Source organism: Dyadobacter frigoris (genome assembly GCF_005280585.1).
Lineage (GTDB): Bacteria > Bacteroidota > Bacteroidia > Cytophagales > Spirosomataceae > Dyadobacter > Dyadobacter frigoris.
Genome location: NZ_SZVO01000006.1, coordinates 332,238 through 356,126, shown reverse-complemented (window position 1 = coordinate 356,126; position 23,889 = coordinate 332,238). Strand labels below are relative to the sequence as shown.

Genomic DNA, 23,889 nt, shown 5'->3' with positions numbered 1-23,889 from the left:
TGACACCTTTAACTAAATTTTTCAGAAACTGAGTGGTTAATTGTACTATTTTCATACGCTCCATGTTGAGTACATTCCACATTCGTTATTGTTGAGAACCTGTGAAAAAGAAAATTGTAAGAATAAAAGATATAGCGGAAAGAGCTGAAACATCCAAAGGAACAGTGGATAGGGTATTGCACAACCGCGGAAGGGTGTCGGATGAGGTTCGTGAACGTGTTCTGAAAATTATTGAGGAAATGAATTATGAGCCTAATTTTCTGGCTCAGTCGCTAAAAACGCAACGAACATATCATTTTATAGCATTGGTACCGGACCCCAAAACGGATCCCTATTGGGAGGCACCTGAAACGGGAATGGCCAAAGCAGAAAAAGAATTGAGGCAATACGGGATTTCAATCAGCCGGTTTATCTTTGACCCGCATGATGTGGATTCCTTTATTTCAAAAGCGAGAGAGGCCACAAATGAAAATCCGGACGGATTGCTGGTGGCGCCTTTATTTTACAAAGAGGTTCTTCCCTTTTTCAAGGAATGGGAAAATTCCAATATTCCGTATGTGCTGTTTAATACGCAGATTGCGGATGTTAACCCGCTTTGTTACATTGGACAGGATTCCTACCAAAGTGGATTTTTGGCTGCCAAGATCCTGACTTTTGGGCTTCCGTCGGCATGTACGATGATGGTTTTGCACATCAATGAAGATTTACCCAACTCTGCCCACCTTATAACCAAGGAAAAAGGGTTCAAAGATTATTTTGTAAAGAACAATCTGACAGACAAATACAAGGTAATTGAGACGGAAATCAATTTTATGGAGGGCCAGTCATTTGATGAAAAGATTGATAAAATAAGAAATGCGAATAAGGATTTAAAAGCAATTTATGTCACCAATTCAAAAGCGTTTGAAATCGCGAAATACCTTGAAAGAAATCAAATCAATGATATCAAACTGATCGGATACGATCTTGTGCCACAAAATATACATTACATTAACGAAGGATATATTGATTTTGTGATCAATCAAAATCCGCTGGGGCAGGGTTATTGGGGGATTTTCCAACTTGCCAATTACCTTGTCTTCAAAAAGGAAATTGCTCCGATCAAATTTCTTCCATTAGATATTATCACACTGGAAAATCTGGAATATTATCTGGATCCGGAACAATAGGGAAGATGATATAAAACAAAAAGAGGATTTTAGCATCGCTGAAATCCTCTTTCTGTTTTAAACGCGAAATCTTATAATTCTCCAAACTGCGTATACATTTCTTTCAGCTTGGGTTCAGTTTCTTTGGCCCGGATATCTTTCCTGATTGCCGGAACGCCTTGTATGTCGGTTAATAATCCCAGAGCCTGATAAGCGCCAAAACGAACGAAATAGGATGGATTGTTACGAGCCATTCCTTCCAATACAGGAATACTTTTGCGCTGCACATCCTGTTTTGACTTGATAAGGTATTTTCCGAAAACCTGAAGGAAGTTATATTTTTCCGTAGGTTTCATACGTTTCATTTTTTCAAGGAACCATTCGTAGCGATCGGGTTCGGCCAGGCCGGCGTAATAATTTCCTACCGAAGCCACAACGGCATCATCCGGAGAATCTTCAAATTGTGCTGCAACGTCTTTTGCATCAGCGGGTTGGTTGACAAGATATTTGTCAAGTGCCACAGAAACTACCTGATAAGAGCTGTCACTCAGCGCTTCTCTGAAAACCGGATCATTATTGTTATCACCAAAAGAAGCAAGCGTTATGATCGCTTCTGCACGAACCTGCGGATGTCTGTCTGTACGTGCGCGGCTTTGGATTATTTTTTCAATTGCTGCAAAACTGTCTCCATCATATTCTGCAAAATTTGAAATGGCCATTTGACGCAATTTCCAGAAAGGATCTGTCATCGCTTTGATCAAAACATTTCTCGCTGTCGAATCCTGCAACTTTCCTTCCAATTGTGCCAGCGCCTCATATTTCTGCACAAACTGGTCGGAATGATTGTATTGGTAAACAAGTTCTGCGCGGTCTTTTTCCTGTTCAACACTACCGAGCAATTGAGATTCTGCATCAAATATTACCAGGTCAGGTTTTTTAGCCGATGGAAATTCCAATGTTTGATTTGCTTTATCAACCAGCACACTGTACCGGTTTTTCTTCCCGCCTGACCATACATCTATTTTCAGCGGAAGTCTGTAAACGGTAGAAGCGAGGGTATCCTGGGTCTGTGTTATCTTTAATAAAACCTTATTGGTAGCAGTCGAATATTCCTGTTTTATTTTCAACAAAGGATGTCCCGGACGGAAAAACCACTGATCAAAAAACCAGTTTAAATCTTCTCCGGTCACTTTTTCAAAAGCTTCGCGGAGATCAGAAATTTCTGCCGTTCCCAAAGCGTGTGCTTTCAAATACGTTTGCAGTGATTTGAAGAAAGCATCATCGCCAACATATTTTCTGAGCATATGCAAAATCCTTCCTCCTTTTGCATAGGAATGGCTATCAAACATATTTTCACGATCCTTGTAAAAATAACGGATCATCGGAACCTGTTTTGTTTCTGCTTCTGCCAGATATGTTTTCAATTCCTGCAAATTCTGCCAGTCTGCTTCGTTTTTTCCAATGTAATATTCACTCCATAAATATTCTGAATAATTCGCAAATGATTCATTGAGAGGGAGTTGACCCCATTCTTCGGCTGTGACATAATCGCCAAACCAGTGATGTGCCAGTTCATGGGCAATGACAGCGTCCGAATTCCCATCCAGAATAGAACGTGCATCCGTTTGCACACCTTCTTCATGGACGGTAGCCGTAGTGTTTTCCATCGCACCAGCCACAAAATCTCTCACGGCGATCTGCGCATATTTTTCCCAGGGATATTCAATTCCGAAGATATTGGAAAAGAAAGCCATCATTTCAGGCGTACGTCCGAAAATTGCATGGGCGTCTCCGCCGTATTTCGGCTCAACATAATAGCTAAGTTCCAGTCCGTTTGGCATCATATCTTTTGCCACTGCAAAATCACCAACTGCGATCATAGTCAGGTAAGGAGCGGCGGGAAGTGATTGTTTCCAGTGATCGGTACGCAGGCCGCTGTTATCCGGCTCCTGAGAAATAAGTAATCCGTTGGAAAGCGTTTTATAAGTACTGTCAACCGTAACGTAGATATCCTGCGTGAATTTCACATTAGGAGCATCAACCGTAGGAAACCAGCATGAACTGCCTTCCGTTTCGCCCTGTGTCCAGATTTGTTTCGGTTTGCCTTCATCCATTCCGTCCGGATTGATAAAGTACAAACCTTTTTCGTTCGGGTTTTCATTCTGACTTTCGCGCGGAAGTTCATTAGGCTTGGCAACATAATCGATCTTAACAACAATGGTATCTCTTGCCGTGTATTCCTTCGTAAGTTTGATAATTAGCTTACGCTTATCATAACTGAAATCCAGCTTTTTAGAAGATTTTTCGGATAACTCTTTCAAAGTAGCAGAGCCAAAATTTCCCGGATCGGAGAGTTGGGTGATGCTTTTAATCTCAAATCCTTTTGCATCCAGCTCAATAGTGTTCTGAGGATAAAAGTGCGGCTTCATCGAAATGATCGCAGTACCGTGGACATGCTGACGAAGCCAGTCAAATTCAACATCCAGACGGGTGTGAATAAGATCATGTTTCAGTGTCCGGGAAGGACGGTATGGTCCCTGACGGGTAATTACGCCTGGATTTCTTCTTAAAACGGTATCTCTTTTGGCAATGTGATTCCCCGCATTTGCACCAAAGGCAATGAATAATAAAGCTATTCCAAAGAAGTTGCAGAAACCGTTACGTAGTAAAACGTTATTTTTAATATCGGTCATATCTGCTTTTGGTTTGGACATATTTTTGAATTTGATCAAATTGTTGAAGTGTTAAATAGGAAACTTTTAAAATCAGTCTTATCAAACAATCAGGGTCTGGCCGGATAACGCAGCACGGCGTGCCGGGATATACGAAACGGCCAAGGTTATGATAACGATAATACCACCGGTCAAAAGTATATCCTGCCAGATTAATTTCACAGGATATGCATCCACAAGCGCTGTGGACATGCCCATCGAAACAAGTCCGTAGCTCATCTGCAACCAGCATATAAGTATGCCACTCAATATCCCTACAATTGCTCCTGACAAGGCAACGATCGCTCCTTCGGCCAGAAATATGTTTCTGATCAGCGAAGGCGTAGCGCCCAGTGCATAAAGCATGGAAACATCCTTTTTCTTTTCGATAGCTAACATGCTGAGAGAGAAGAAAATATTGATTGCGGCTACTAAAATAATAAAGGATAGGGTAACGGCAACAAACAATTTTTCTACACGAATGGCTCGGAGCAGATCTGCGTTCATGGCGTCTCTGTCGCGAACTATAAATTTATTGCCGATTTTCTCTTCAATATCCTGTGCAACATCTTTTTCAAGATATCCCTTCGATGCAATTTTTATTTCAAGTGACGAGCGCTGACCCTGGTATTGGAGCAAAGATTCCACGATAGACAATGGTGCAATAACATAATCGTCATACCTGTTTTCAATAAAAAATACACCGCCAGGACGTATCACAGTTTGGTTGAAAGCTTCGGTAGAAGTAACATTCAGCGTTTTTGTTCCTGTTTTGGGATACCACAATTCCAACGGGGTTATGATATCTTGCAATGATATAGACAATGCATTTCTAACGCCATCAGATATCACAGCGTAAGGTGTTCCGCCTGGCCCGTAAAGTTTTAATGAACCTTCAATCAAAGCGGTATCCAGTTGTCCGCGTATTGAAAAGGTGCTGTCTACGCCTTTTAATCTTACAATAGTTTGCTGATTACCATAACGTGCCAGCGCGTTATCTTGAATGATCTGTGTGACCATATCGACACCTTCAATTGATTTAATGGACTTCAAAAGCGAATCAGAAACCAGAAAACGTTTTCCTTCGGCAGGCGTAATGGTTACATCAGCATCGAAAGTTTTAAACATTTTCCTGTTAATATCTTCCATTCCGTTAAAAACAGAAAGTACAACAACCATTGCCATTGTCCCAACGGCAACGCCAGCCATGGCGATGCGAGCGATCACACTAATGAAGCTGCGTTTATTGCGGGAAAAAAAATAGCGAATGGCAATTCGGTACGAAAGATTCATTGTCAGTATCGCGAAAGATCAATTCGTTTCTTCTTCTTCGTCCGGTTGAGCAGGAGGAATTACAATATCTGCAAACAAAAGATCCATTTTTGCCGCGTATTCGGCAGTATCATCAATATAAAATTGCAAATGAGGCACAATTCTTAACTGATGACGAACACGTTCAGCCAGTTTTTGTCTTATAAATTTGGTATTTTCCTTTATCGTTTCAAGTAAAAATAACTTATTCTTTTCTGGTAAAAAACTTAGATATGCACGTGCAATTCCCAAATCAGGAGAAACGCGTACGGCTGTGATCGTCACGAAAGTGCCGTTTACCAAATGTTTTGCATCCTGCTGAAAAATTTCACCTAAATCCTTCTGGATTTGTCTCCCTACTTTTTGTTGTCTCTTCGATTCCATCTTTTTCTGAATGGCGACTTTGGAACTATGGTTTAATTGTATTGCAAAACCTTTCCGCTGTCACCCTTAACTTCTTCTAACTATATTTAATACAAATATCCATACTTATTTTGTTTTTGTAGACCCCTACGTTGTAATTTCGTGAAAGTATTCATGTCGTCCTATCTAACCATCCAGTTTCTTGCTTAGTTTTTTTCGGGTTAACGCGGCTTATCAGATGATTAGTTTAGTGGTATTTTTTCTACTGCTAAGGCTGCCGTTCTTTTTTGGGGGAATACCTTTACTGATACCGGAATTGAGCTGGATGCTCGTCGGAGAGCAAATGAACCACGGTTTTATGCTTTACCGCGATGTCTGGGATAATGTCAGTCCATTCTCCGGATTGACATATTGGCTCATAGATTCCTTATTCGGAAGGGCGCAGTGGGCGTATCAGCTGGCGGCGGCCGGACTGGGAATTATCCAGATACTTTATTTTAATTATGTAATTTATTCCCGCGAAGTTTTTCCTGAGCGCACCTACATTCCCGGTGCTTTGTATGCGATTTTCCTGAATATATCCTTTGACCTAGGTACGCTTTCGCCTATGTTGATGGCCAATACTTTTTTGCTTTTTGCATTTGGTTTGATTGTAAAAATATTGGTAAAGCGGGAAGCTACCAATCAGGTTTTTGAAATGGGGCTTTACATTGGTATCGCTACGTTATTTTATTTGCCCGCATCCTTATTTATGGTTTGGGCGTTTCTGGCATTGCTGTTTTATACAGGCGCAACAATCCGTCACCATTTATTAGGACTTTTTGGATCAATTTTTCCGCTGCTAATGGTATTGTTATTTTTCTATATGAACGACGGGATTGAAAGTTTAAACCGCAATTTGCTGACTTCTGTTTTTCAGGTAAAACAATATAATCTTAACGATTTTTCGTCTTTGCTAGCCTCATTGATTTTGCCGCTTGGTTTCGGGATAATGGGTTTTACACGAATTTTTACAACATTAAGATTTGTAAATTATCAAACCAGAATCCAGCAGGTAATGGCGCTCTGGTTTATCGTGGCAGTTTTTACAATTCCACTAATGCAATATCTGGCTCCAATGCAGTTTGTGATTTTCATTCCGCCGGCTTCTTTCTTTGCAACCCATTATTTTCAGAGTTTTAAAAGAAAAAGTATCGGGGATGAATTTCAGTTTGTATTGATGACTGCCGTTATCGTATTTATACAATACCAGGGAACAAGAGGGATTTTACCCGGTATTTCAATGGGGAAACTGGAAAATCTCCGGTCAAAGACAGCTTCCTTACCTCCGGATATCAGGAATAAAAGAATTCTGGTGTTAGGCCAACATGCAGGCGAGTATACTGAAAATTTTAGCGCTACTCCGTATTTAAACTGGGATTTGTCAAGCTACGATCTAAGAAATCTGGATCATTTTGACAGTGTTATTCACGTGTATGACAATTTTCGAAAAGATCCGCCGGATTATGTTATTGATAAAGTGAATTTAATGCCGAAACTCCTGGCCCGTGTTCCGGCGCTTCAAAAGCAGTATAAGCTTAGTCAGTGGAAAGGGATTTATCAGAAGATTTAATTAGTTGAAAGTGACGACTGATTTCGCAAAATCATGAATTAATAAAATTATATAGAGTTAAGAACCTGAACCGGGCTACCAAAGTCAAAAACTTGGTAGCCCACTTTCAACTTTCAACTAAGGAAGTTAGCAAGCGATTTTATTAACGCGCAACTGATGTCTTCCTCCTTCAAAATCTGTATTTAAGAACGCCTCAACACTTGCGATAGCGCTTTCAAGAGTTATAAACCGGACAGGAATGCAAATTACATTGGCATCGTTATGCTGACGTGCCAAAGCTGCAAGTTCCAGATCCCACACCAAAGCCGCGCGGATGCCCTGATGTTTGTTCGCTGTAATGCATACGCCCTGCCCGCTTCCACACAGTAGAATTCCTTTTTCAAATTCATTTTTTTCAACGCCGCTGGCAACAGGATGCGCGAAATCTGCATAATCTGCCGAATCGGCGCTGTATGTGCCAAAATCTTTTACTTCATAACCGTTATTGGTAAGCCAGGTGGTAATGGGTTCCTTGTAGGGAAAACCAGCATGGTCGGAACCGATAGCAATTTTTTTCATTACTTTTTTGTTAATTGTGTCCAGGTTAATAACAATTCTTTATTGGATATTGTTAAAATTTCTCGCCTCTCTTGAAAAAGAAAACAAAGGTAACAGCAAATTAATGAACTAAAATATTTTTGAAAATATGAGTGATGAATTAAAAGATGGAAATTCAAGATTAATTGACTTATCTCTTCTTAACCCCGCCGTTCCGGATGACGAAAAACGTATCAAAGAAGCATTTGAAGACCGTAACTGGAGTGAAATAAAAAGTGCAGATTCCTGGGTTATATTTAAGGTAATGGCCGAATTTGTTGAAGGTTTTGACAAAATGGCTAAGATCGGGCCCTGTGTTACTATTTTTGGATCTGCCCGGACAAAACCTGATAATCCTTATTACAAGATCACGGAAGATATTGCAGCCAAACTGGTGCGTCATGGTTATGGTGTCATTACGGGTGGAGGGCCCGGTATCATGGAAGCAGGTAATAAAGGTGCGTTTGAGCAAGGCGGAAAATCGGTGGGTTTGAATATCAAATTGCCTTTTGAGCAGCATAGCAATCCGTACATTGACCACGACAAAAACATCAATTTCGATTTCTTTTTTGTGCGTAAAGTAATGTTTGTCAAGTATTCACAAGGCTTTATCGTAATGCCTGGTGGATTTGGAACGCTGGATGAATTATTTGAAGCGATGACATTAATCCAAACAAAGAAAATTGCACGTTTCCCGATTGTATTGGTTGGAAGCCGTTATTGGTCAGGCCTTCTGGATTGGATTAAAGATACGATGCTGGCCGCTGGGAACATTAACGAAGTCGATTTGAAATTAATCAGCCTCGTTGATACACCGGATGAAGTTGTGCATGTCATCGACGAATTTTATTCGAAATACTTGCTGAAACCGAATTTCTGATGAATTATTTCATCGATTATTTGAATCAGCTTGCTCCATTGCCGCATGAATCTGCTATTGCAATAAATCAAATTACGATTCATAAAACAATTCCCAAACATACATTGCTGCTTCGAAACGGCGATGTATGTAAGGAATTCCATTTTCTGGAAAGTGGAATCGCCCGTGTTTTTTATTACAAGGATGGAAAGGAGGTAACCGCCTGGTTTGCTTCAGAAAATCAGATTGTAAGTGCGATTGACAGTTTGTTTACAGGTCAGCCTTCCTTATATAACATTGAGATTCTTGAAGATTCTGTTATCTGGAGTCTCCAATACAATAAAATCGAACCGGTTTTTGAAAAGTATTCTGGTGTGGAAAGACTGGGACGTTTACTAATCACCAATAATTATCTTCTACTTGACGAGCGCATGAAACTCTTCGCTTTTTGTACTGCCGAAGAAAGGTACGAGCGCTTATTACTTCAAATTCCGGATATACTTCAAAAGGTTAAACTTGGGCAAATCGCTTCTTATCTGGGGATTTCTCAGGAGCATTTGAGTCGGATTCGGGCTAGGAAATAGCTGTTGGCTGTTAGCATTTTTGGGGTAACTGGAATAACGATTTTGATAATTATCAAAGGAAACGATTTCTGATTAGCGGAGATTTGGAATTAAAAAATATTCCAAATCAATTGCCATGGAAATTCTGTTCGTTTGCGCTTATACCATTTTTGTTACTCATGATTTAATCGATTCCTGGAAAGTTCTCCTGGAAACTAAGAGGAAGATATTTCACTACGTGGGATTAATTGTAACGGTTTTACTTTTTGTCTATATCGCTTTCGATGTTATTCCAATAATTCGTGTCAACAATTTGCAAGGATCTTTTCGCGGTTGGTACGACCTCGGCTATGTTTTGTTGACGTCATATTCGGTTTATGATTTTGGGATCTGGATGATCATGTCATTTTCCCAGGCCCGAGAAGGTAAAGAAACAACCAAACTTGTAGATTATAATTTATGGCATGCTGGATCTCTGTTAGTCGGTACTTGCGTAGCTTGTTATCTGACAATCCTCGTCAATTATTATTTATTTCCGCCAGTAGGAGTTTCATTAATAGATATTTTCTGGATACTGATTTATTTTATCTCTTTTATTGTCGGTATGATACGAATGATCTGGGGAGAAGCTATGAATTTTAAAAATCTGGTCCGCATCGTATTTAACTGTGTTATGGGTTTTCAATTGTTGTTTTACATTATGTTCCTGATCGATAATTTAAATCGGTTGACAAATAACTTTCATTGAACAAATGCTGATTTTACCATTCAATATATTTTTCAAAACACCAAATAAGGCCCAATCTTCTCAATAACCTTCTCATCCAATACCCTAACCTTTTTCAAATCTTCAACCGATTGAAATGCTCCATGCTGCGTTCGATAATTAACAATTACCGAATTAATCTTTTTATTTCGCAAATAAGAATGCTGACCTAATTCCTCAACAGTTGCAGTATTTATATTGATCTTTTTAACCGGACTTTGAATTTTAGCGTATTTGTTCATTTCGGTTAACGCCAAAGAGTCAAGCCCAAATATTTCTGAAAACTGGCTTGTTGAGTGAAATCCGCCTAACGCATCTCTGAATTTTAAAATACGTAAAGACAATTTGCTGCCGATTCCTTTTAGTTTAATAAGCTGTGTCGTGTCGGTTGTGTTTATATCAAATGGAACGATGACAGGTTTGTTGTATGCTTTAACTTCTTTGGGGAAGGAATTGTTTGCATATGCTTTCTCGGGATATTTTGTTTTGGGATAAGCTGAACCTGTTTCCGGAAGTTTAATATAGGATTCAAGTTTTTGATAAACATCAGAAGGGAAATCGTAAATATTCAGCAGATCTTCCTTTTTTCTAAATTTCCCACCTTTTGATCTGTATTTGTCGATACGTTTTGCGATGAAGGCCGGAATGCCAAGTTCCTCTAACTGATCAACAGAAGCGGTATTAGGATCGAAAGGAAAAAAGCGGACAGGTTTGGAAGGTGTTTTTGAATATTCCTTTTTTGAATAATTACTCTCGTTTTCTTCTTCCTGCAAAGCGGCATCTTTTTCCAGTTGAGCTGCTATGCTATCCAGTTTTTGAGTATTAATAGGTTCGGACGAAGTTGGAAGAAGTGGTAATATCCAGCGTTTGAAAACAAACGGAGTCCATATTAAAAAGAAGGACAATGTCATTAAAACAAAAGCAGCTCGGGCCTGCTTCCTGGAAATACCGAAAAAATCTTCAAGTTGATCTAGTATTCGTCGGAGCATAAGCCAAAAGTTTAGGACAAGAAAGTTAGTCCGGCTTTTGACGCAGGAAAGTCAAAATGGTTTCCAGATTCTTAGAGAAGTATTTTCAGCGATATGATCAAAGTCGATATCGTTGTGGCAAAGTTCGATGTCAAAATGAACACAATAGTGAGCAATCAGGCAGTCGTTAGCTTTACGAATTGTAATCCCTTTCTTACGAAGAGCTCTATACAATTGAGCCGCACCATCATACAATTCGAATGTTGGTGCTGGTAATGAAGGTAAACTTTTGAAATGGCTTTTAATGGAATCATATTCAGAGTCAATTTTAACTCCTTGAAGTACTTCCAGAACGATAATCCCAATCATGCAAACCTGATCCTTTTCAAGACAATAATCAAGAAAGTCGGTTCTTTGATCTTTTACTCCATTGAAATAGCCGATCCAAACGGACGTATCAAATATCCTGTACATCCTGAGTTCTCATGTCGTCTAAATTCCCTTCCCATTCAACTTTCCCCCGTAACGACATTAGCTGTTTACGATGGGTTGCTGCAATGAATTCTTTTAAGGCGGACTCAATGATCTGTTTTTTTGTTTTGATTTGAGTAAGTTGCATTGCTTCTTCCATTAAGGAATCATCAATTTCTACGTTCGTTCTCATAATCTCTCAGTTTTAATACACACAAATATACAAATTTTATACACATGGTTATTCTTTGCCATCAAATTCCCTAATTTTGCCAACTGATTGTAAAAACCTTGAAATTTACGATCTCAAAACCTTTGTTTATTAATCAATTGTCTGAATCAATAATGAGCGAATCACCTGCTACCTCTTTACAAGATATTGTAGGGCATGCCAAAGAATACGGATTTGTGTTCCCTTCTTCGGAAATATATGATGGATTGCAAGCCGTTTATGACTACGGTCAGAATGGTGTGGAATTGAAAAATAACCTGAAAGCCGTGTGGTGGAAGGCCATGACACAGCTGAACGACAATATCGTTGGTATTGATGCGTCCATTTTCATGCACCCGCTTACCTGGAAAGCTTCCGGCCATATTGACGGGTTCAGCGATCCTATGATTGACAATAAGGATTCCAAAAAGCGCTATCGTGCAGATCAGCTTCTGGAAGGGAAAGCGGAACAATACGAAGCCGATGGACGACCGGAAACAGCACAGGCTTTGCTTGCTGAAATGGGACGTTTGCTAAGCGCTGAGGATCTTGAAGGTGTTCGTGAATTGATTATTGCTGAAAATATAAAATGTGCCGTTTCAAATACGGCTAACTGGACGGAAGTTCGTCAGTTTAACCTGATGTTCAGCACGCAGGTTGGTTCAGTTGCAGAAGATTCCAGTTTGATTTATTTGCGTCCGGAAACGGCTCAGGGGATTTTTGTTAACTTCCTGAATGTGCAGAAAAGCGGTCGTATGAAAGTGCCTTTTGGTATTGCTCAAATCGGCAAAGCGTTCCGTAATGAAATCGTTGCGCGTCAGTTTACGTTCCGTATGCGTGAATTTGAACAAATGGAAATGCAGTTTTTTATTCGCCCTGGCACTGAAATGGCATGGTATAACAACTGGAAAGAGGCGCGGATGAAATTCCATATTGCCCTTGGTTTGCCAGCTGAGAGTTTAAAATTCCATGATCACGAAAAGCTTGCGCATTATGCGAATGCAGCCGTTGATATCGAATATAAATTCCCGTTTGGTTTTCGTGAAATGGAAGGAATTCACTCGCGTACGGATTTTGACCTTCGCAATCACCAGGAATTATCCCGTAAAAAACTTCAGTATTTTGACGCAGATCTTGACGAAAACGGAAAACCTTACGGAAACTACATTCCTTACGTTGTAGAAACTTCGGTTGGTGCGGATCGTCTTTTTCTTGCTACTTTCTGTAATGCTTACACGAAAGAAACGGTAGGCGAGGGAGATTCTGAAAAAGAACGCACTTATCTGAAATTACACCCGGCGCTGGCTCCTTTCAAAGTGGCTGTTTTGCCTTTGGTTAAAAAAGACGGTTTGGCTGAAAAAGCGCAGGCGATCACGAATTCACTAAAATCTGCTTTCCGTACAACCTATGATGACGGTGCGGCAATTGGGAAACGTTATACGCGTCAGGATTTGATCGGAACGCCATTCTGTGTTGTGGTTGATTATCAGACCATGGAAGATGATACCGTTACCATCCGTCACCGAGATACCATGGAACAGGAACGTGTTGCGATTAGCGAATTGAGAGAGAAAATCGGATATCAGGTTTCAGTAGAAAGAATCCTTGAATTGATCTGATAGATTTCAAAAAATCATAAGTAACAAAAAAGGGTTCCGATATCGGAAACCCTTTTTTGTTTTCTATTAAGTCCTGATTATGCAAGCTTAACATTAACGGCATTTAGTCCTTTACGACCTTCCTGAAGATCATAAGTAACTTCGTCGTTTTCGCGAACTTCGTCAACAAGACCGGAGATATGTACGAAATAATCTTGTCCTGTTTCTGCGTCTTTAACAAAGCCGTATCCTTTTGCGTCGTTAAAGAATTTAATTGTTCCTTGATTCATAAAATTATAATAGTGAAATGTTAAACAAATATAATAAGATTGGGAACTTATTTACAAGTCTAAATAGTAAAATAATGAAGTATTTTCTTAGCTAAGCCATAGTGAAAAAAGATATTTCATATGTTTTTTTGATATTTTTCTTTCTGTCATAGTTAAACTGTACCTTTGCGGTTTATATCGCATTTTCTATGACTGAACAGATTCTTATTCTAGATTTTGGCTCACAATACACGCAATTAATTGCGCGTCGGGTTCGGGAACTCAATGTTTATTGTGAAATCCATCCATACAACAATTTTCCGGAGCTGACTCCCAATATCAAAGGTGTTATTCTTTCAGGCAGCCCCTGCTCGGTTAGAGACGAAGATGCGCCTTATCTTGATTTTGATAAATTCAGGAAAATAGTACCAATTCTGGGTGTTTGTTATGGTGCTCAGCTTATGGCACAATTGCTTGGGGGTGATGTAAAACCATCGCAGCATCGTGAATATGGCCGTGCACGTCTGGAAATTGATGATGAAGATTCGTCGTTATTAACCGGACTTTCCACTACTTCTCAGGTTTGGATGTCACATGGTGATACCATTGTTTCGATACCTGAAAACTTTCATATTATCGCTTCTACGGAATCTGTAAAAGTGGCCGCTTTCAAAATCGAAAACGAACTTACATACGGAATCCAGTTTCACCCGGAAGTTACCCATTCTACCGAAGGAAAGCAGTTAATGCACAACTTCGTAGTTGGAATCTGCGGTTGCAAACAAGACTGGACAGCAGACGCTTTTGTTGAACAAAGCATCAGCAGTCTGAAAGCGAAACTTGGAAAAGACCGTGTTGTCATGGCACTTTCAGGTGGAGTCGATTCTACTGTTGCTGCGACATTGGTTCACCACGCAATCGGTAAAAATCTGTTCTGCATTTTCGTTGATAACGGATTATTAAGAAAAGACGAATACGATCAAGTACTTGAATCTTACCGTGATATGGGTTTAAATATCAAAGGTGTAGATGCAAAAGATTTGTTTTACAGCGCTTTGGATGGTTTATCTGATCCGGAAGCAAAAAGAAAGGCAATCGGAAAAGCTTTTATAGATGTTTTTGATCAGGAATCACATTTAATTGAAGATGTGAAATGGCTTGGTCAGGGAACCATATATCCTGATGTTATTGAATCGGTTTCAGTAAAAGGTCCATCGGCAACGATCAAATCGCACCATAACGTAGGTGGTTTGCCTGATTTTATGAAGCTGAAAATTGTTGAGCCACTTAATACTTTGTTTAAAGATGAAGTAAGATTAGTTGGTAAAACATTGGAAATTGACCCAACGATTTTAGGTCGTCACCCGTTCCCGGGACCAGGTCTGGCGATTCGTATTTTGGGAGAAATCACACCAGAAAAAGTAGCCATTTTACAGGAAGTTGATGCGATTTTTATCGGCGGACTAAGAAAATGGAATTTATATAATGAAGTTTGGCAGGCTGGTGTAATGCTTCTTCCTGTTAAAAGTGTTGGTGTAATGGGCGATGAGCGCACGTACGAAAGTGTGGTCGCCTTGAGAGCTGTTACTTCGGTTGATGGCATGACGGCCGACTGGGCTCACTTGCCATATGATTTCCTTGCAGAAGTTTCCAATGATATTATCAATAAAGTGAAAGGCGTTAACCGCGTTGTTTACGATATTTCTTCAAAACCACCTGCAACGATTGAGTGGGAATAAGGTTTTGATTTTGACTATAAAAGGAAAAAGCGGGCTGTTTCAGCTCGCTTTTCTCTTTATATTACTAATCATGTTATATTCCATCAGGATCGTCCGACTCCACGGCTGATCAAACTCAATACAAATAAAACTAAAAAGACAAAGAAAAGTATTTTAGCTATTCCGGCAGCTCCAGCTGCAATTCCACCAAATCCAAGTACTCCGGCGATGATGGCTACGATCAGAAATATTACTGTCCATCTAAGCATAATTGACAAATAGTTTAAGTTGATAAATGCGTACAAATGCGTTAATACTAATTATGTGCCAGGAAATCATTTTATCAAATAATTTGATTACTAGCTGTTTACGTGTATTTAGGCCAGAGAATTGATCTTTTATGTAGAGATTGCTGCCCAGGATGGACTCAAAACTGGTATAATAAGTTACAAATTGAACATAGGAATGAAATAATATTGACTTATTCATAGTTGTCTTAGCAATATAATGATGAATTACGATGAATATATTGTCAAGTGCATCATTAGCCGTAATTTGCCTGATATTTAAAATTGAAATACTAAGTATAGTAGAATGAATAGATTGCTTTTTGTTTTTATGGCTGGATTAATCAGTACAGCCACTTTTGCCCAGTCAGATCGTTGGCAGCAGCGCGTTAAGTATCAGATGAATGTTGATTTTGATGTTACAAAACATCAGTACAAAGGTGTTCAAAAGCTGGTTTACAGCAATAATTCTCCAGATACCCTTACAAAGGTTTTTTATCACCTCTACATGAACGCTTTCCAGCCGGGAAGCCAAATGGATGTCCGTTCAAGAATGATCAGCGATCCTGATCCACGTGTGAAAGACAGAATTTCAAAATTGTCTCCTAATGAAATTGGATACGAAAAAATTATATCCTTAAAACAAAACGGCAAGCCCCTGAAATATCAGGTAGTTGGGACAATTCTGGAAGTTACTTTAAATGAGAAAATCCTGCCGAAATCTCAGCATACTTTTGACATGGAGTTTGAAGCGCAGGTTCCTATACAAATTCGCCGAAACGGTAGAAATAATAGTGAAGGAATTGATTATTCCGTAGCGCAGTGGTATCCAAAACTTTGTGAATACGATTACGAAGGCTGGCATGCAAATCCTTACATCGCACGAGAATTTTACGGCGTTTGGGGTGATTTTGATGTAAAAATTACGCTGGACGCTTCTTACATGGTAGCAGCAACGGGATATCTTCAAAATCCTGATAAAATCGGTTACGGATACAGCAAAAAAGATGTTCCGCACAAAGCCGGAGAAAAGTTAACCTGGCATTTCATAGCGCCGGAAGTCCACGATTTTATGTGGGCAGCAGATCGCGATTACAAGCATGATGTGGTAAAAGTGGATGACAATCTGGATCTTCATTTTTTCTACCAAACCGATACTTTGGCCAATGTCTGGAAGGAAATGGAGCCGTTGGCGGTTGAATCTTTCAAGATCATGAACCAGAAGTTTGGTCGTTATCCTTACAAGCAATATTCGATTATTCAGGGTGGAGATGGCGGAATGGAATATCCGATGGCGACTTTAATTACCGGGCATTCGAATTTGTCAGGTTTGGTTAGCGTAGCTGTTCATGAATCCATTCACAGCTGGTTTCAGGGCTTGCTAGGGACAAACGAGTCAAAATATTCCTGGATGGACGAAGGTTTCACAACCTATGCGCAAAATCTTGTTCTGGCAGAATTGTTCCAGTCTAAAACGGATCCAATGCGCGGAACAACCGCGAGTTATAGAAATCTTGTGAAATCCGGTTTGGAAGAACCGATGACAACACATGCGGATCATTACAATACAAACAGAGCTTACAGCATTGCAAGCTATTCCAAAGGTGCCGTTTTTCTGAATCAGCTTGGTTATATTATAGGAAAGGATAAGTTGGAAAGTGGAATGAAGCGTTATTTCAACGAGTGGAAATACAAACATCCAAACCCGACAGATCTGAAACGGATCATGGAAAAAGAATCCGGATTGGAGTTGGATTGGTATTGGGAAGATTTTATCGGTACAACCAAAACGATTGATTACGGTATCAAGGAAGTTGTTTCAAATGCAGGAAAAACGGATGTTGTGATCGAAAGGATTGGACAAATGCCGATGCCGCTTGATGTCGTAATAAGTTACAAGGACGGATCGCAGGAGAATTTTTATATTCCTTTAGAAATGATGCGTGGTGAAAAAGCTGAAAAACTGTACTCCAAAACGACTTTATTATCCGATTGGGGCTGGACTTATCCGGAATATACGTTCACAATCGATCGCGCTATGACGGACGTGGATAGAATTGTTATAGACCCAAGCGGCAGAATGGCTGACGTTAATCCTGAAAATAATACCTACCCATCTTTACCAAAAGTTGCGCCGAGATTGAAGGGAGAAAAAGTGAATGAAGTAAGATAAAGGCTATCGGCCAGGCGCCCCCGGCGGTCGGCTTTCATACTATCGCTCTAAATTTTTAATTTTTGGCGAAGATCTGAAAGCCGACTGCCAATGGCGCCTAGCAGAAGTTTTTATCTCAGATCTGAAATCCTGAATATCGTCCCGACCCGGAATTCTATTTTTTGCAATTTTGTTTCATCAAACTGGGCAACAGTTTCTATCCGGAAGAACTTGAAAATGTGATCCAGACCGTAAACCAGTTCGGAATAATGCCGTGAAGTAGGGGAGAAAAGATAGTGAACCTGAACGGTTTCTTTGATTCCGGCCAATCTTAAAACAGGAATTTGGGTTACTAAAAACCGCTGCATCGACCATAACGCGTGACCTTCAATAAACCATTGTTTTGTACTGTGTTCATAATAAGGCAAACTTCTGAATTGTGTCAGAGGGTCACCCATTCTGAAAAACGATTCGTTACCTAAGAAATGCCGGAAGTCAGGAAAATACATTTCCTTTTTACTCAAAAATCCACCTCCTTTTACCGAATAACTTACATTATTTCGAGGCCCTAATTCGATCGATTGACGAATTCCACCTTGTAGAAATTTGTAATCTACATCTCCTGCAAAGGGTAAACCGCTTTTGTATAAAATACTGAATGCCGGTTTTCTGGTACGCAAATATCTTTTTTCGCCATTCCGCACTACATAGCGCCTCCAAGGACGGATATCAGCGCTGATCTGAAAAATCATCGCATCATGATCCGGGAATCCTGTATTACTTTCCTCATCATTTAATGGGCGGTTCGGTGTAAATACACGCTTTGGCCAGTCAATATAGGAATTGATATTTTCCATGTTGAACAATTCTTTCCGTTGTTCGTATTCGAGACTGGTACTGATATTTACGATGTCGAAGATATTTCGGATATCGTATTGTGCTTTTGCAAATTTGGATTGATATAATTTTGCTCTGTTTCTTTCAAAAATCAGTGTAGAAATGGTATTGCCAAAAGGTGTGATCGGATTATCCCTGTTGATCTGGTTCACCATTTCACCCGCCGTTACCATCAGATTGGAATTAGCATTCCCGGCATTTATCTGGATGTTCCCATTAAATTTGTCTCTTCCAAATGTGTATCGTGTATAAGGTCTAACCGAAAAATAGCTGGATTTTCCCCATTTTTTTTGCCATTCCGCAGCGAGGTTGAGCGCATAACCTTCAACAGTATTATAATAAAAACCTAAAAAAGGACTTTCAATATGGACGGAATTTTTGTTGCTTAATGTGTACGTATTGCCAATGAGGATATGATGCGGTTTGAAATTTGTTGAATCCGGATGATTGTTCGCTTTACTTTCATCTTTGGCAATTTTGATACTGTCCTGTAAAGCATAACTTTGGACTTCGGCATTGGTCAATGGAATTGGCCGCAGATTTTCCCAGTACGTTGTGTCCCTTTTATTTGCAGCTGAATCTACAATAATTGAATCCTCACGTACAATCCGTTGATCCTCACCATTTTTTTTTCGCTCTTTCTTTAATTCTTTATCGTATTCTTTGGTATATTTTCTCAGATTTTTTGTCGAAAAAGCTTTCTGTTCCTGAATCATTTTTTCCAGGTTCTTCTTTTTGACTTTTTCAGCAGTTTCCTGATCGGTCTTAGGGTCGTTAACGACAATTTCTTCTTTCAAACCCGGATCAACATCCAGTTTTTGATAAGTTAAAGAAACGAGATATTTAAATTCTCCTGCGAAACCAAGATAACTTCCTTTGATTCTAAATTGTTGATTTACAGGCAACCAGATATTTTGAATGGGGTTGAAAATCTGTTTGGCAAAAATATCCAGTCCGCTCGTCGTCGTTTCCAGATCATAGCTGTGAATCGCCCAACGGTCATCAATGATATATAAACTTCCGCGGAAAACACCTTCCCCGTAAGCTCTCGGAATTACTTTTATTTTATTGATAATTTGTCCCCGGTCTTCAAAATAACCCTCATATTCAAACCTGTAATAGGCGAATGCTTTTGGAGAAAGCGGAGAAATGGTCCCTGCAATTTCAGGACTGTACAGGCTTGCTAAAATATATTCATTAGGCGAAGGAATACTATTGTCTAAACTATTTCTGGTTGAAATGATATGCTGCTTAAAACTGTTTGGCCGACGGTATTGAATCTCGGCTACACTTTCGTTGATAATCGCTTTTCCTTCCTGGATACCTTCTTTTTTAAACCGTTTTTCAATCAGATAAGGAATTTTTGTAGGCAGGGCGGTGCTTCGGGAATATACTTTTGCCTGATAAGATCGAATTTGTAATTGATGAAAACGGGCTTTGGAAATCGCTTTCCGCATGATCGTGTTGGCGGGATCTTCTTTTTTATTTCCAACCGTAAATTCCCCGAGATTTAGCGCCTGCTCTTCCAGCGTAATATTCAGCACCTTAAAATCATTTCCTACGACAACAGTTTGAGTTAATGTTTTGAAGCCCAGGTATTGGAAAACAAGTTGATACGTTCCGGGTGTTAGGCTGAATTCGTACAAGCCTTCGTCATTTGCAATGGTTCCATCGCTCGTTCCATGAACCGCAATTCCTGCATATGGCAGCGCGTCTCCACTTTTATTTGAAATACGTCCTTTTATTCCTCCGGCTTGGGAAAGGGAAACTGTGAAGCATAAGAGAAGAGAATAGAAGACTAAATGCATATGGTTAAGTTCAGGTATTTTGTGTTTTTGGAGAAACTAAACGTTAGAAATTGTTCATTTCCCAGTTACTTCAAGTATGTAATATAGAAAATAGTATTTTCCCCTACGCTATCGCCTATATAATCATGCCGACGATTCAAGAAAGTCTGTAAATGTTACAATACATACGTTAGTTTCAGGAAATCAGAGCACCTGTTTTAAAATATTTATGAAAACCTTTAAAACGAAAAAGCCCGTTCACTGCATTACGCAATGAACGGGCAAAAACGGATAATAAAAGAAACTTACTTAGCAGTTTCCATCAATGTCGCAGCTATCTCCTTCTGCGAGGCTTACCAGCGGAGCAGGATTTTCTTTTTCCCATTCCTGAAAAGACTGTTGAAGTGCTCCCAAAAATGTTTCAGGCTGCTGTGCACCGGAAACGGCATATTTTCTGTCTAATACAAAAAACGGAACGCCACGCACACCAACTTGTTGTGCTTCGTAAATATCTTTACGAACATCTTCTGCAAACTGATTACTTTCCAGAACGTCTTTAATCGCACTGGCTCCCAAGCCAATTTTCGTTCCAAGATCGATCAGCGTGGCATGATCTGCTGTATTTTTTCCTTCGGTAAAATAGGCGTGGAACAATTGCTCTTCCGCAGCATCTCCCAGTTTATTTTTCTTGGCAAACTGAATAAAACGGTGACTGTCAAAAGAATTGGCCAGAACTGTCTTGTCCATATGATATTCCAAACCAACTTCCGCGGCTACGTTTGTCACGTTATCAAGCATTTGTGTAGCATGGTCAATAGTAAAACCTTTGGCGTCTGCAAGGTATTCGACAATGCTTCGGCTCGGATCTGTTTTCATGTCAGGATTTAACTGAAAACTTTTCCATTCCACTTCAATTCTGTCTTTTTGTGAGAATTGCTCTAATGCTTTTTCAAACTTACGTTTTCCAATGTAACACCACGGGCACATGACATCACTCCATATTTCAACTTTCATAATTGCTTCTTTTTAATTTTGAGCAATGTTTACAACCTGTTATTACAGTGTAACAAAAAGCTCTTCAAGTGATCTTCTTACCTTTTTCGCGCTGGCCAAAACGTCATTTTCGGCGTCACGATAGCCCAGCGTCATAATCACAACACTGTGCAAACCTTTTTCGTTTAGGTCTAATATTTCATCCAGACCATTCGCGTCAAAACCTTCCATCGGTGTGGCGTCAATTTGTTCGGAAGCTGCTGCCACAAGTGCGTGTCCCAGAGCGATATATGCCTGGCGGGCAGCCCATTGTGCATTATCTTCTTCGGGACGACTAAGAATACCATTGGTGATGGAAGTTTTAAACCCATCCAGCGATTCAGCAGAAACACCGCGGGTATGGGCGATCAGATTCATGTACTCATCAATATGTTCCGCTGTAATTTTTGTCCATGAAGCAAAAACGATCAGGTGGGAAGCTTCGGCGATTTGCGGCTGCATATAAGCAACTTTCTGTATTTTTTCTTTAAGTTCCTGGTCTTCAATGACGAAAACGGTATAAGGTTGCATACCAGCGGACGATGGGGAAAGTTGGATCGCTTCCAAAATCACTTTCAGTTTTTCTGCCGGGATTTTCTCGCCATTCATTCTTTTGGTAGCATATCGCCAGTTCAACGTTTCTATCAGGTTACTCATTTTGTTTCAATTTTAAATTTGGATATGCAAACTTAAATAAATAGGCTATACATTTGTAAGTACTATACAATAGGATAGTGCATTTTTAAACAGATTATGGAAGCAAAAGAAGAAATTATTCCGGAGAGATTATCACATAGTGATTGTTCAAAAAGTTTATTACCTGTTCGGGATGCGCTCGATGCGTTGAATGGGAAATGGAAACTTCAGATTATTATTTCACTGATGTTTGGAAACAAGCGTTTTACACAAATCGCCAGGGAAATTCCAAATATTACGGACAAAATGCTTTCAAAGGAGTTAAGGGATCTGGAAGCACATGAACTCGTAAAACGTACGGTTTACGATTCAATTCCGGTTGTTGTGGAATACACACTAACGGAACATGGAAGATCTTTGAGGGAATTAATCGACGTGCTAAGAGTTTGGGGAATCAAACACCGAAATCAGGTAATGGGGAAGGTGCAAGTGGGTGAAGCTTTGGAAATTGAAAGTTGAGATGAAATAAAATTAAAAAGGAGTTTCAATTGTGTTTGTCACACGTTCGAAACTCCTTTTTTAATTTTTGCAGCAAGCTGCAAAAATTAAGCTAAACGGTTGATACAGTTCAGATCTTCGAAAGCAACTTTCAAACGAGCGATCATTGTTTCTTCACCTTTACGCAACCAAACGCGTGGGTCGTAATATTTTTTGTTTGGAGAATCAGCTCCGTCAGGGTTACCCAGCTGTGTCTGAAGATATCCCTCTTTTTCTTTGTAATATTTAAGAATTCCTTCCCAGGTTGACCACTGAACGTCAGTATCGATGTTCATTTTGATCGCACCGTATTCAATTGCTTCACGGATTTCTTCGCGAGAAGAACCTGATCCACCGTGGAATACGAAGTTTACAGGAAGTTCACCTGTTCCGAATTTTTCCTGAATGTATTTCTGAGAATTGTTAAGAATTTTCGGCTCCAATTTCACGTTACCTGGTTTGTACACACCGTGAACGTTTCCAAATGCCGCAGCGATTGTGAAGTTTGGAGAGATTTTGCGAAGCTCTTCATAAGCGTAAGCAACTTCTTCCGGCTGAGTATAAAGTTTAGAGCTGTCAACATCGCTGTTGTCAACACCATCTTCTTCACCACCTGTTACACCCAGTTCGATTTCAAGCGTCATGCCGATTTTAGCCATACGCTCGAAGTACTTGCTGCAAATTTCGATGTTTTCTTCCAAAGGCTCTTCCGACAAATCAAGCATGTGAGAGCTGTACAGTGGTTTGCCGAATTTGTCAAAATGACGTTCGCCAGCTTCCAGAAGACCGTCGATCCAGGGAAGAAGTTTTTTAGCGCAATGGTCTGTATGTAAAATTACAGGAATGCCATAAGCCTCAGCCATCAAATGAACGTGCTGAGCGCCTGAGATACTTCCTGCAATAGCAGCTTTCTGATCAGTATTTGAAAGAGATTTTCCTGCAAAAAAGATACCGCCACCATTCGAAAACTGAACAATAACAGGACTGTTTACGGCCTTCGCAGTTTCGATAACCGCGTTTACTGAGTTAGTACCAACCACGTTAACAGCTGGAAGGGCGTAGTTATTTTCGTTGGCATGACGGAAGATTTCGCTAACTCCGTCACCGGTAATAACACCGGCAGGAAAGCGTTGTGTAGTTTCGCTCATAGTAAAATAAGATATTTTATCAAGAAAAATTTTTACAATTAGGGGATTGCGGCCTAATTGTACAGGAATTGCCGCAAGTTAACTATTTTAAAGAAAACGGGAGAAATAAGTAAGTGATATTATGACAGGCAAAGATGATTTACCCATTTTAATCCATTCTGTGTATATTTGAAAAAGAATAGATTAAAAAATTTTTCCATGTCTCCAAAATTAACCCGAACCATTTTAATCGCCGGCTGTATCGGTTTTTTAATTTTGTGGGTGCTTGA

Annotated in this window: 22 protein-coding genes; 9 read left to right on the top strand and 13 right to left on the bottom strand. The window is 39.8% G+C overall.

Annotated elements, in window-relative coordinates; genetic code table 11:
• The first annotated feature begins 101 nt into the window (after positions 1-101).
• Entirely contained in the window at positions 102-1,169 is a 1,068-nt protein-coding gene (locus FDK13_RS14975) for a substrate-binding domain-containing protein (RefSeq protein ID WP_137340810.1), read from the top strand.
• Positions 1,170-1,240: 71 nt separating this feature from the next.
• On the opposite strand, the gene FDK13_RS14970 is transcribed toward FDK13_RS14975, so the two are convergent.
• Genes FDK13_RS14970 through rbfA form a run of 3 tightly spaced genes read right to left on the bottom strand, consistent with a single transcriptional unit; the run spans position 1,241 to position 5,554 of the window.
• Positions 1,241-3,862 (bottom strand): M1 family aminopeptidase, encoded by a 2,622-nt coding sequence (locus FDK13_RS14970; RefSeq protein ID WP_229216045.1) that lies wholly within the window; start codon positions 3,860-3,862, stop codon positions 1,241-1,243.
• A gap of 60 nt (positions 3,863-3,922) precedes the next feature.
• On the bottom strand, positions 3,923-5,152 hold the full coding sequence (locus tag FDK13_RS14965; protein ID WP_137340809.1) for an ABC transporter permease: 1,230 nt from the start codon (positions 5,150-5,152) through the stop codon (positions 3,923-3,925).
• Between the two features lie 18 nt (positions 5,153-5,170).
• Complete coding sequence (gene rbfA / locus FDK13_RS14960) at positions 5,171-5,554, bottom strand: 30S ribosome-binding factor RbfA (RefSeq protein ID WP_137340808.1); 384 nt, start codon at positions 5,552-5,554, stop codon at positions 5,171-5,173.
• Positions 5,555-5,771: 217 nt separating this feature from the next.
• Between rbfA and FDK13_RS14955 the strand changes: the two genes are divergently transcribed.
• Positions 5,772-7,145: a hypothetical protein gene (locus FDK13_RS14955; protein WP_310588067.1), complete on the top strand. Its 1,374-nt coding sequence runs from the start codon at positions 5,772-5,774 to the stop codon at positions 7,143-7,145.
• 126 nt (positions 7,146-7,271) lie between these two features.
• Here FDK13_RS14955 and rpiB read toward each other — a convergent pair whose 3' ends face one another.
• Positions 7,272-7,703, bottom strand: a complete 432-nt coding sequence (rpiB, locus tag FDK13_RS14950) for a ribose 5-phosphate isomerase B (RefSeq protein WP_137340806.1) — start codon at positions 7,701-7,703, stop codon at positions 7,272-7,274.
• Between the two features lie 127 nt (positions 7,704-7,830).
• Here rpiB and FDK13_RS14945 point away from each other — a divergent pair, with 127 nt between their 5' ends.
• From FDK13_RS14945 to FDK13_RS14935, 3 genes are all read left to right on the top strand, one after another.
• Positions 7,831-8,601: an LOG family protein gene (locus FDK13_RS14945; protein ID WP_137340805.1), complete on the top strand. Its 771-nt coding sequence runs from the start codon at positions 7,831-7,833 to the stop codon at positions 8,599-8,601.
• Positions 8,601-9,164 (top strand): Crp/Fnr family transcriptional regulator, encoded by a 564-nt coding sequence (locus tag FDK13_RS14940; protein WP_137340804.1) that lies wholly within the window; start codon positions 8,601-8,603, stop codon positions 9,162-9,164. Before FDK13_RS14945 ends, FDK13_RS14940 begins: the two co-directional genes overlap by 1 nt.
• Before the next feature lie 115 nt (positions 9,165-9,279).
• On the top strand, positions 9,280-9,891 hold the full coding sequence (locus tag FDK13_RS14935; protein ID WP_137340803.1) for a hypothetical protein: 612 nt from the start codon (positions 9,280-9,282) through the stop codon (positions 9,889-9,891).
• Between the two features lie 32 nt (positions 9,892-9,923).
• Here FDK13_RS14935 and FDK13_RS14930 read toward each other — a convergent pair whose 3' ends face one another.
• From FDK13_RS14930 to FDK13_RS14920, 3 genes are read right to left on the bottom strand one after another with little or no spacing between them, the layout of a single operon-like run.
• Entirely contained in the window at positions 9,924-10,898 is a 975-nt protein-coding gene (locus tag FDK13_RS14930) for a ComEA family DNA-binding protein (RefSeq protein WP_137340802.1), read from the bottom strand.
• Positions 10,899-10,949: 51 nt separating this feature from the next.
• Positions 10,950-11,351: a type II toxin-antitoxin system VapC family toxin gene (vapC, locus tag FDK13_RS14925; protein WP_137340801.1), complete on the bottom strand. Its 402-nt coding sequence runs from the start codon at positions 11,349-11,351 to the stop codon at positions 10,950-10,952.
• Positions 11,335-11,541 carry a type II toxin-antitoxin system VapB family antitoxin gene (locus FDK13_RS14920; RefSeq protein ID WP_137340800.1) on the bottom strand — a complete coding sequence of 69 codons (207 nt, stop codon included), beginning with the start codon at positions 11,539-11,541 and terminating at the stop codon, positions 11,335-11,337. The genes vapC and FDK13_RS14920 overlap by 17 nt, the downstream gene beginning before the upstream one ends.
• Positions 11,542-11,693: 152 nt before the next feature.
• Between FDK13_RS14920 and FDK13_RS14915 the strand changes: the two genes are divergently transcribed.
• Positions 11,694-13,178 carry a glycine--tRNA ligase gene (locus FDK13_RS14915; protein WP_137340799.1) on the top strand — a complete coding sequence of 495 codons (1,485 nt, stop codon included), beginning with the start codon at positions 11,694-11,696 and terminating at the stop codon, positions 13,176-13,178.
• Between the two features lie 77 nt (positions 13,179-13,255).
• On the opposite strand, the gene FDK13_RS14910 is transcribed toward FDK13_RS14915, so the two are convergent.
• Positions 13,256-13,447: a cold-shock protein gene (locus tag FDK13_RS14910; RefSeq protein WP_137340798.1), complete on the bottom strand. Its 192-nt coding sequence runs from the start codon at positions 13,445-13,447 to the stop codon at positions 13,256-13,258.
• Positions 13,448-13,635: 188 nt separating this feature from the next.
• On the opposite strand from FDK13_RS14910, the gene guaA reads away from it, so the two are divergent.
• Entirely contained in the window at positions 13,636-15,165 is a 1,530-nt protein-coding gene (gene guaA, locus FDK13_RS14905) for a glutamine-hydrolyzing GMP synthase (protein WP_137340797.1), read from the top strand.
• 83 nt (positions 15,166-15,248) lie between these two features.
• Here guaA and FDK13_RS14900 read toward each other — a convergent pair whose 3' ends face one another.
• Positions 15,249-15,413 (bottom strand): DUF1328 family protein, encoded by a 165-nt coding sequence (locus FDK13_RS14900; RefSeq protein ID WP_026628251.1) that lies wholly within the window; start codon positions 15,411-15,413, stop codon positions 15,249-15,251.
• A gap of 325 nt (positions 15,414-15,738) precedes the next feature.
• Here FDK13_RS14900 and FDK13_RS14895 point away from each other — a divergent pair, with 325 nt between their 5' ends.
• On the top strand, positions 15,739-17,604 hold the full coding sequence (locus FDK13_RS14895) for a M1 family metallopeptidase (protein WP_137340796.1): 1,866 nt from the start codon (positions 15,739-15,741) through the stop codon (positions 17,602-17,604).
• 110 nt (positions 17,605-17,714) lie between these two features.
• On the opposite strand, the gene FDK13_RS14890 is transcribed toward FDK13_RS14895, so the two are convergent.
• From FDK13_RS14890 to FDK13_RS14880, 3 genes are all read right to left on the bottom strand, one after another.
• Entirely contained in the window at positions 17,715-20,288 is a 2,574-nt protein-coding gene (locus tag FDK13_RS14890) for a DUF5686 and carboxypeptidase regulatory-like domain-containing protein (protein WP_137340795.1), read from the bottom strand.
• Between the two features lie 288 nt (positions 20,289-20,576).
• Entirely contained in the window at positions 20,577-21,281 is a 705-nt protein-coding gene (locus tag FDK13_RS14885) for a DsbA family oxidoreductase (RefSeq protein WP_137340794.1), read from the bottom strand.
• 42 nt (positions 21,282-21,323) lie between these two features.
• Positions 21,324-21,956, bottom strand: a complete 633-nt coding sequence (locus tag FDK13_RS14880; protein WP_137340793.1) for an NAD(P)H-dependent oxidoreductase — start codon at positions 21,954-21,956, stop codon at positions 21,324-21,326.
• Positions 21,957-22,052: 96 nt separating this feature from the next.
• On the opposite strand from FDK13_RS14880, the gene FDK13_RS14875 reads away from it, so the two are divergent.
• The gene (locus FDK13_RS14875; protein ID WP_170982808.1) at positions 22,053-22,454 is read left to right on the top strand and encodes a winged helix-turn-helix transcriptional regulator; all 402 of its coding nucleotides are present in this window, start codon (positions 22,053-22,055) and stop codon (positions 22,452-22,454) included.
• Positions 22,455-22,540: 86 nt separating this feature from the next.
• Here the strand turns inward: FDK13_RS14875 and fbaA are convergent, their stop codons facing one another.
• Positions 22,541-23,620, bottom strand: coding sequence for a class II fructose-bisphosphate aldolase (fbaA, locus tag FDK13_RS14870; RefSeq protein ID WP_137340792.1), 1,080 nt, complete (start codon positions 23,618-23,620; stop codon positions 22,541-22,543).
• Positions 23,621-23,889 lie beyond the last annotated feature (269 nt).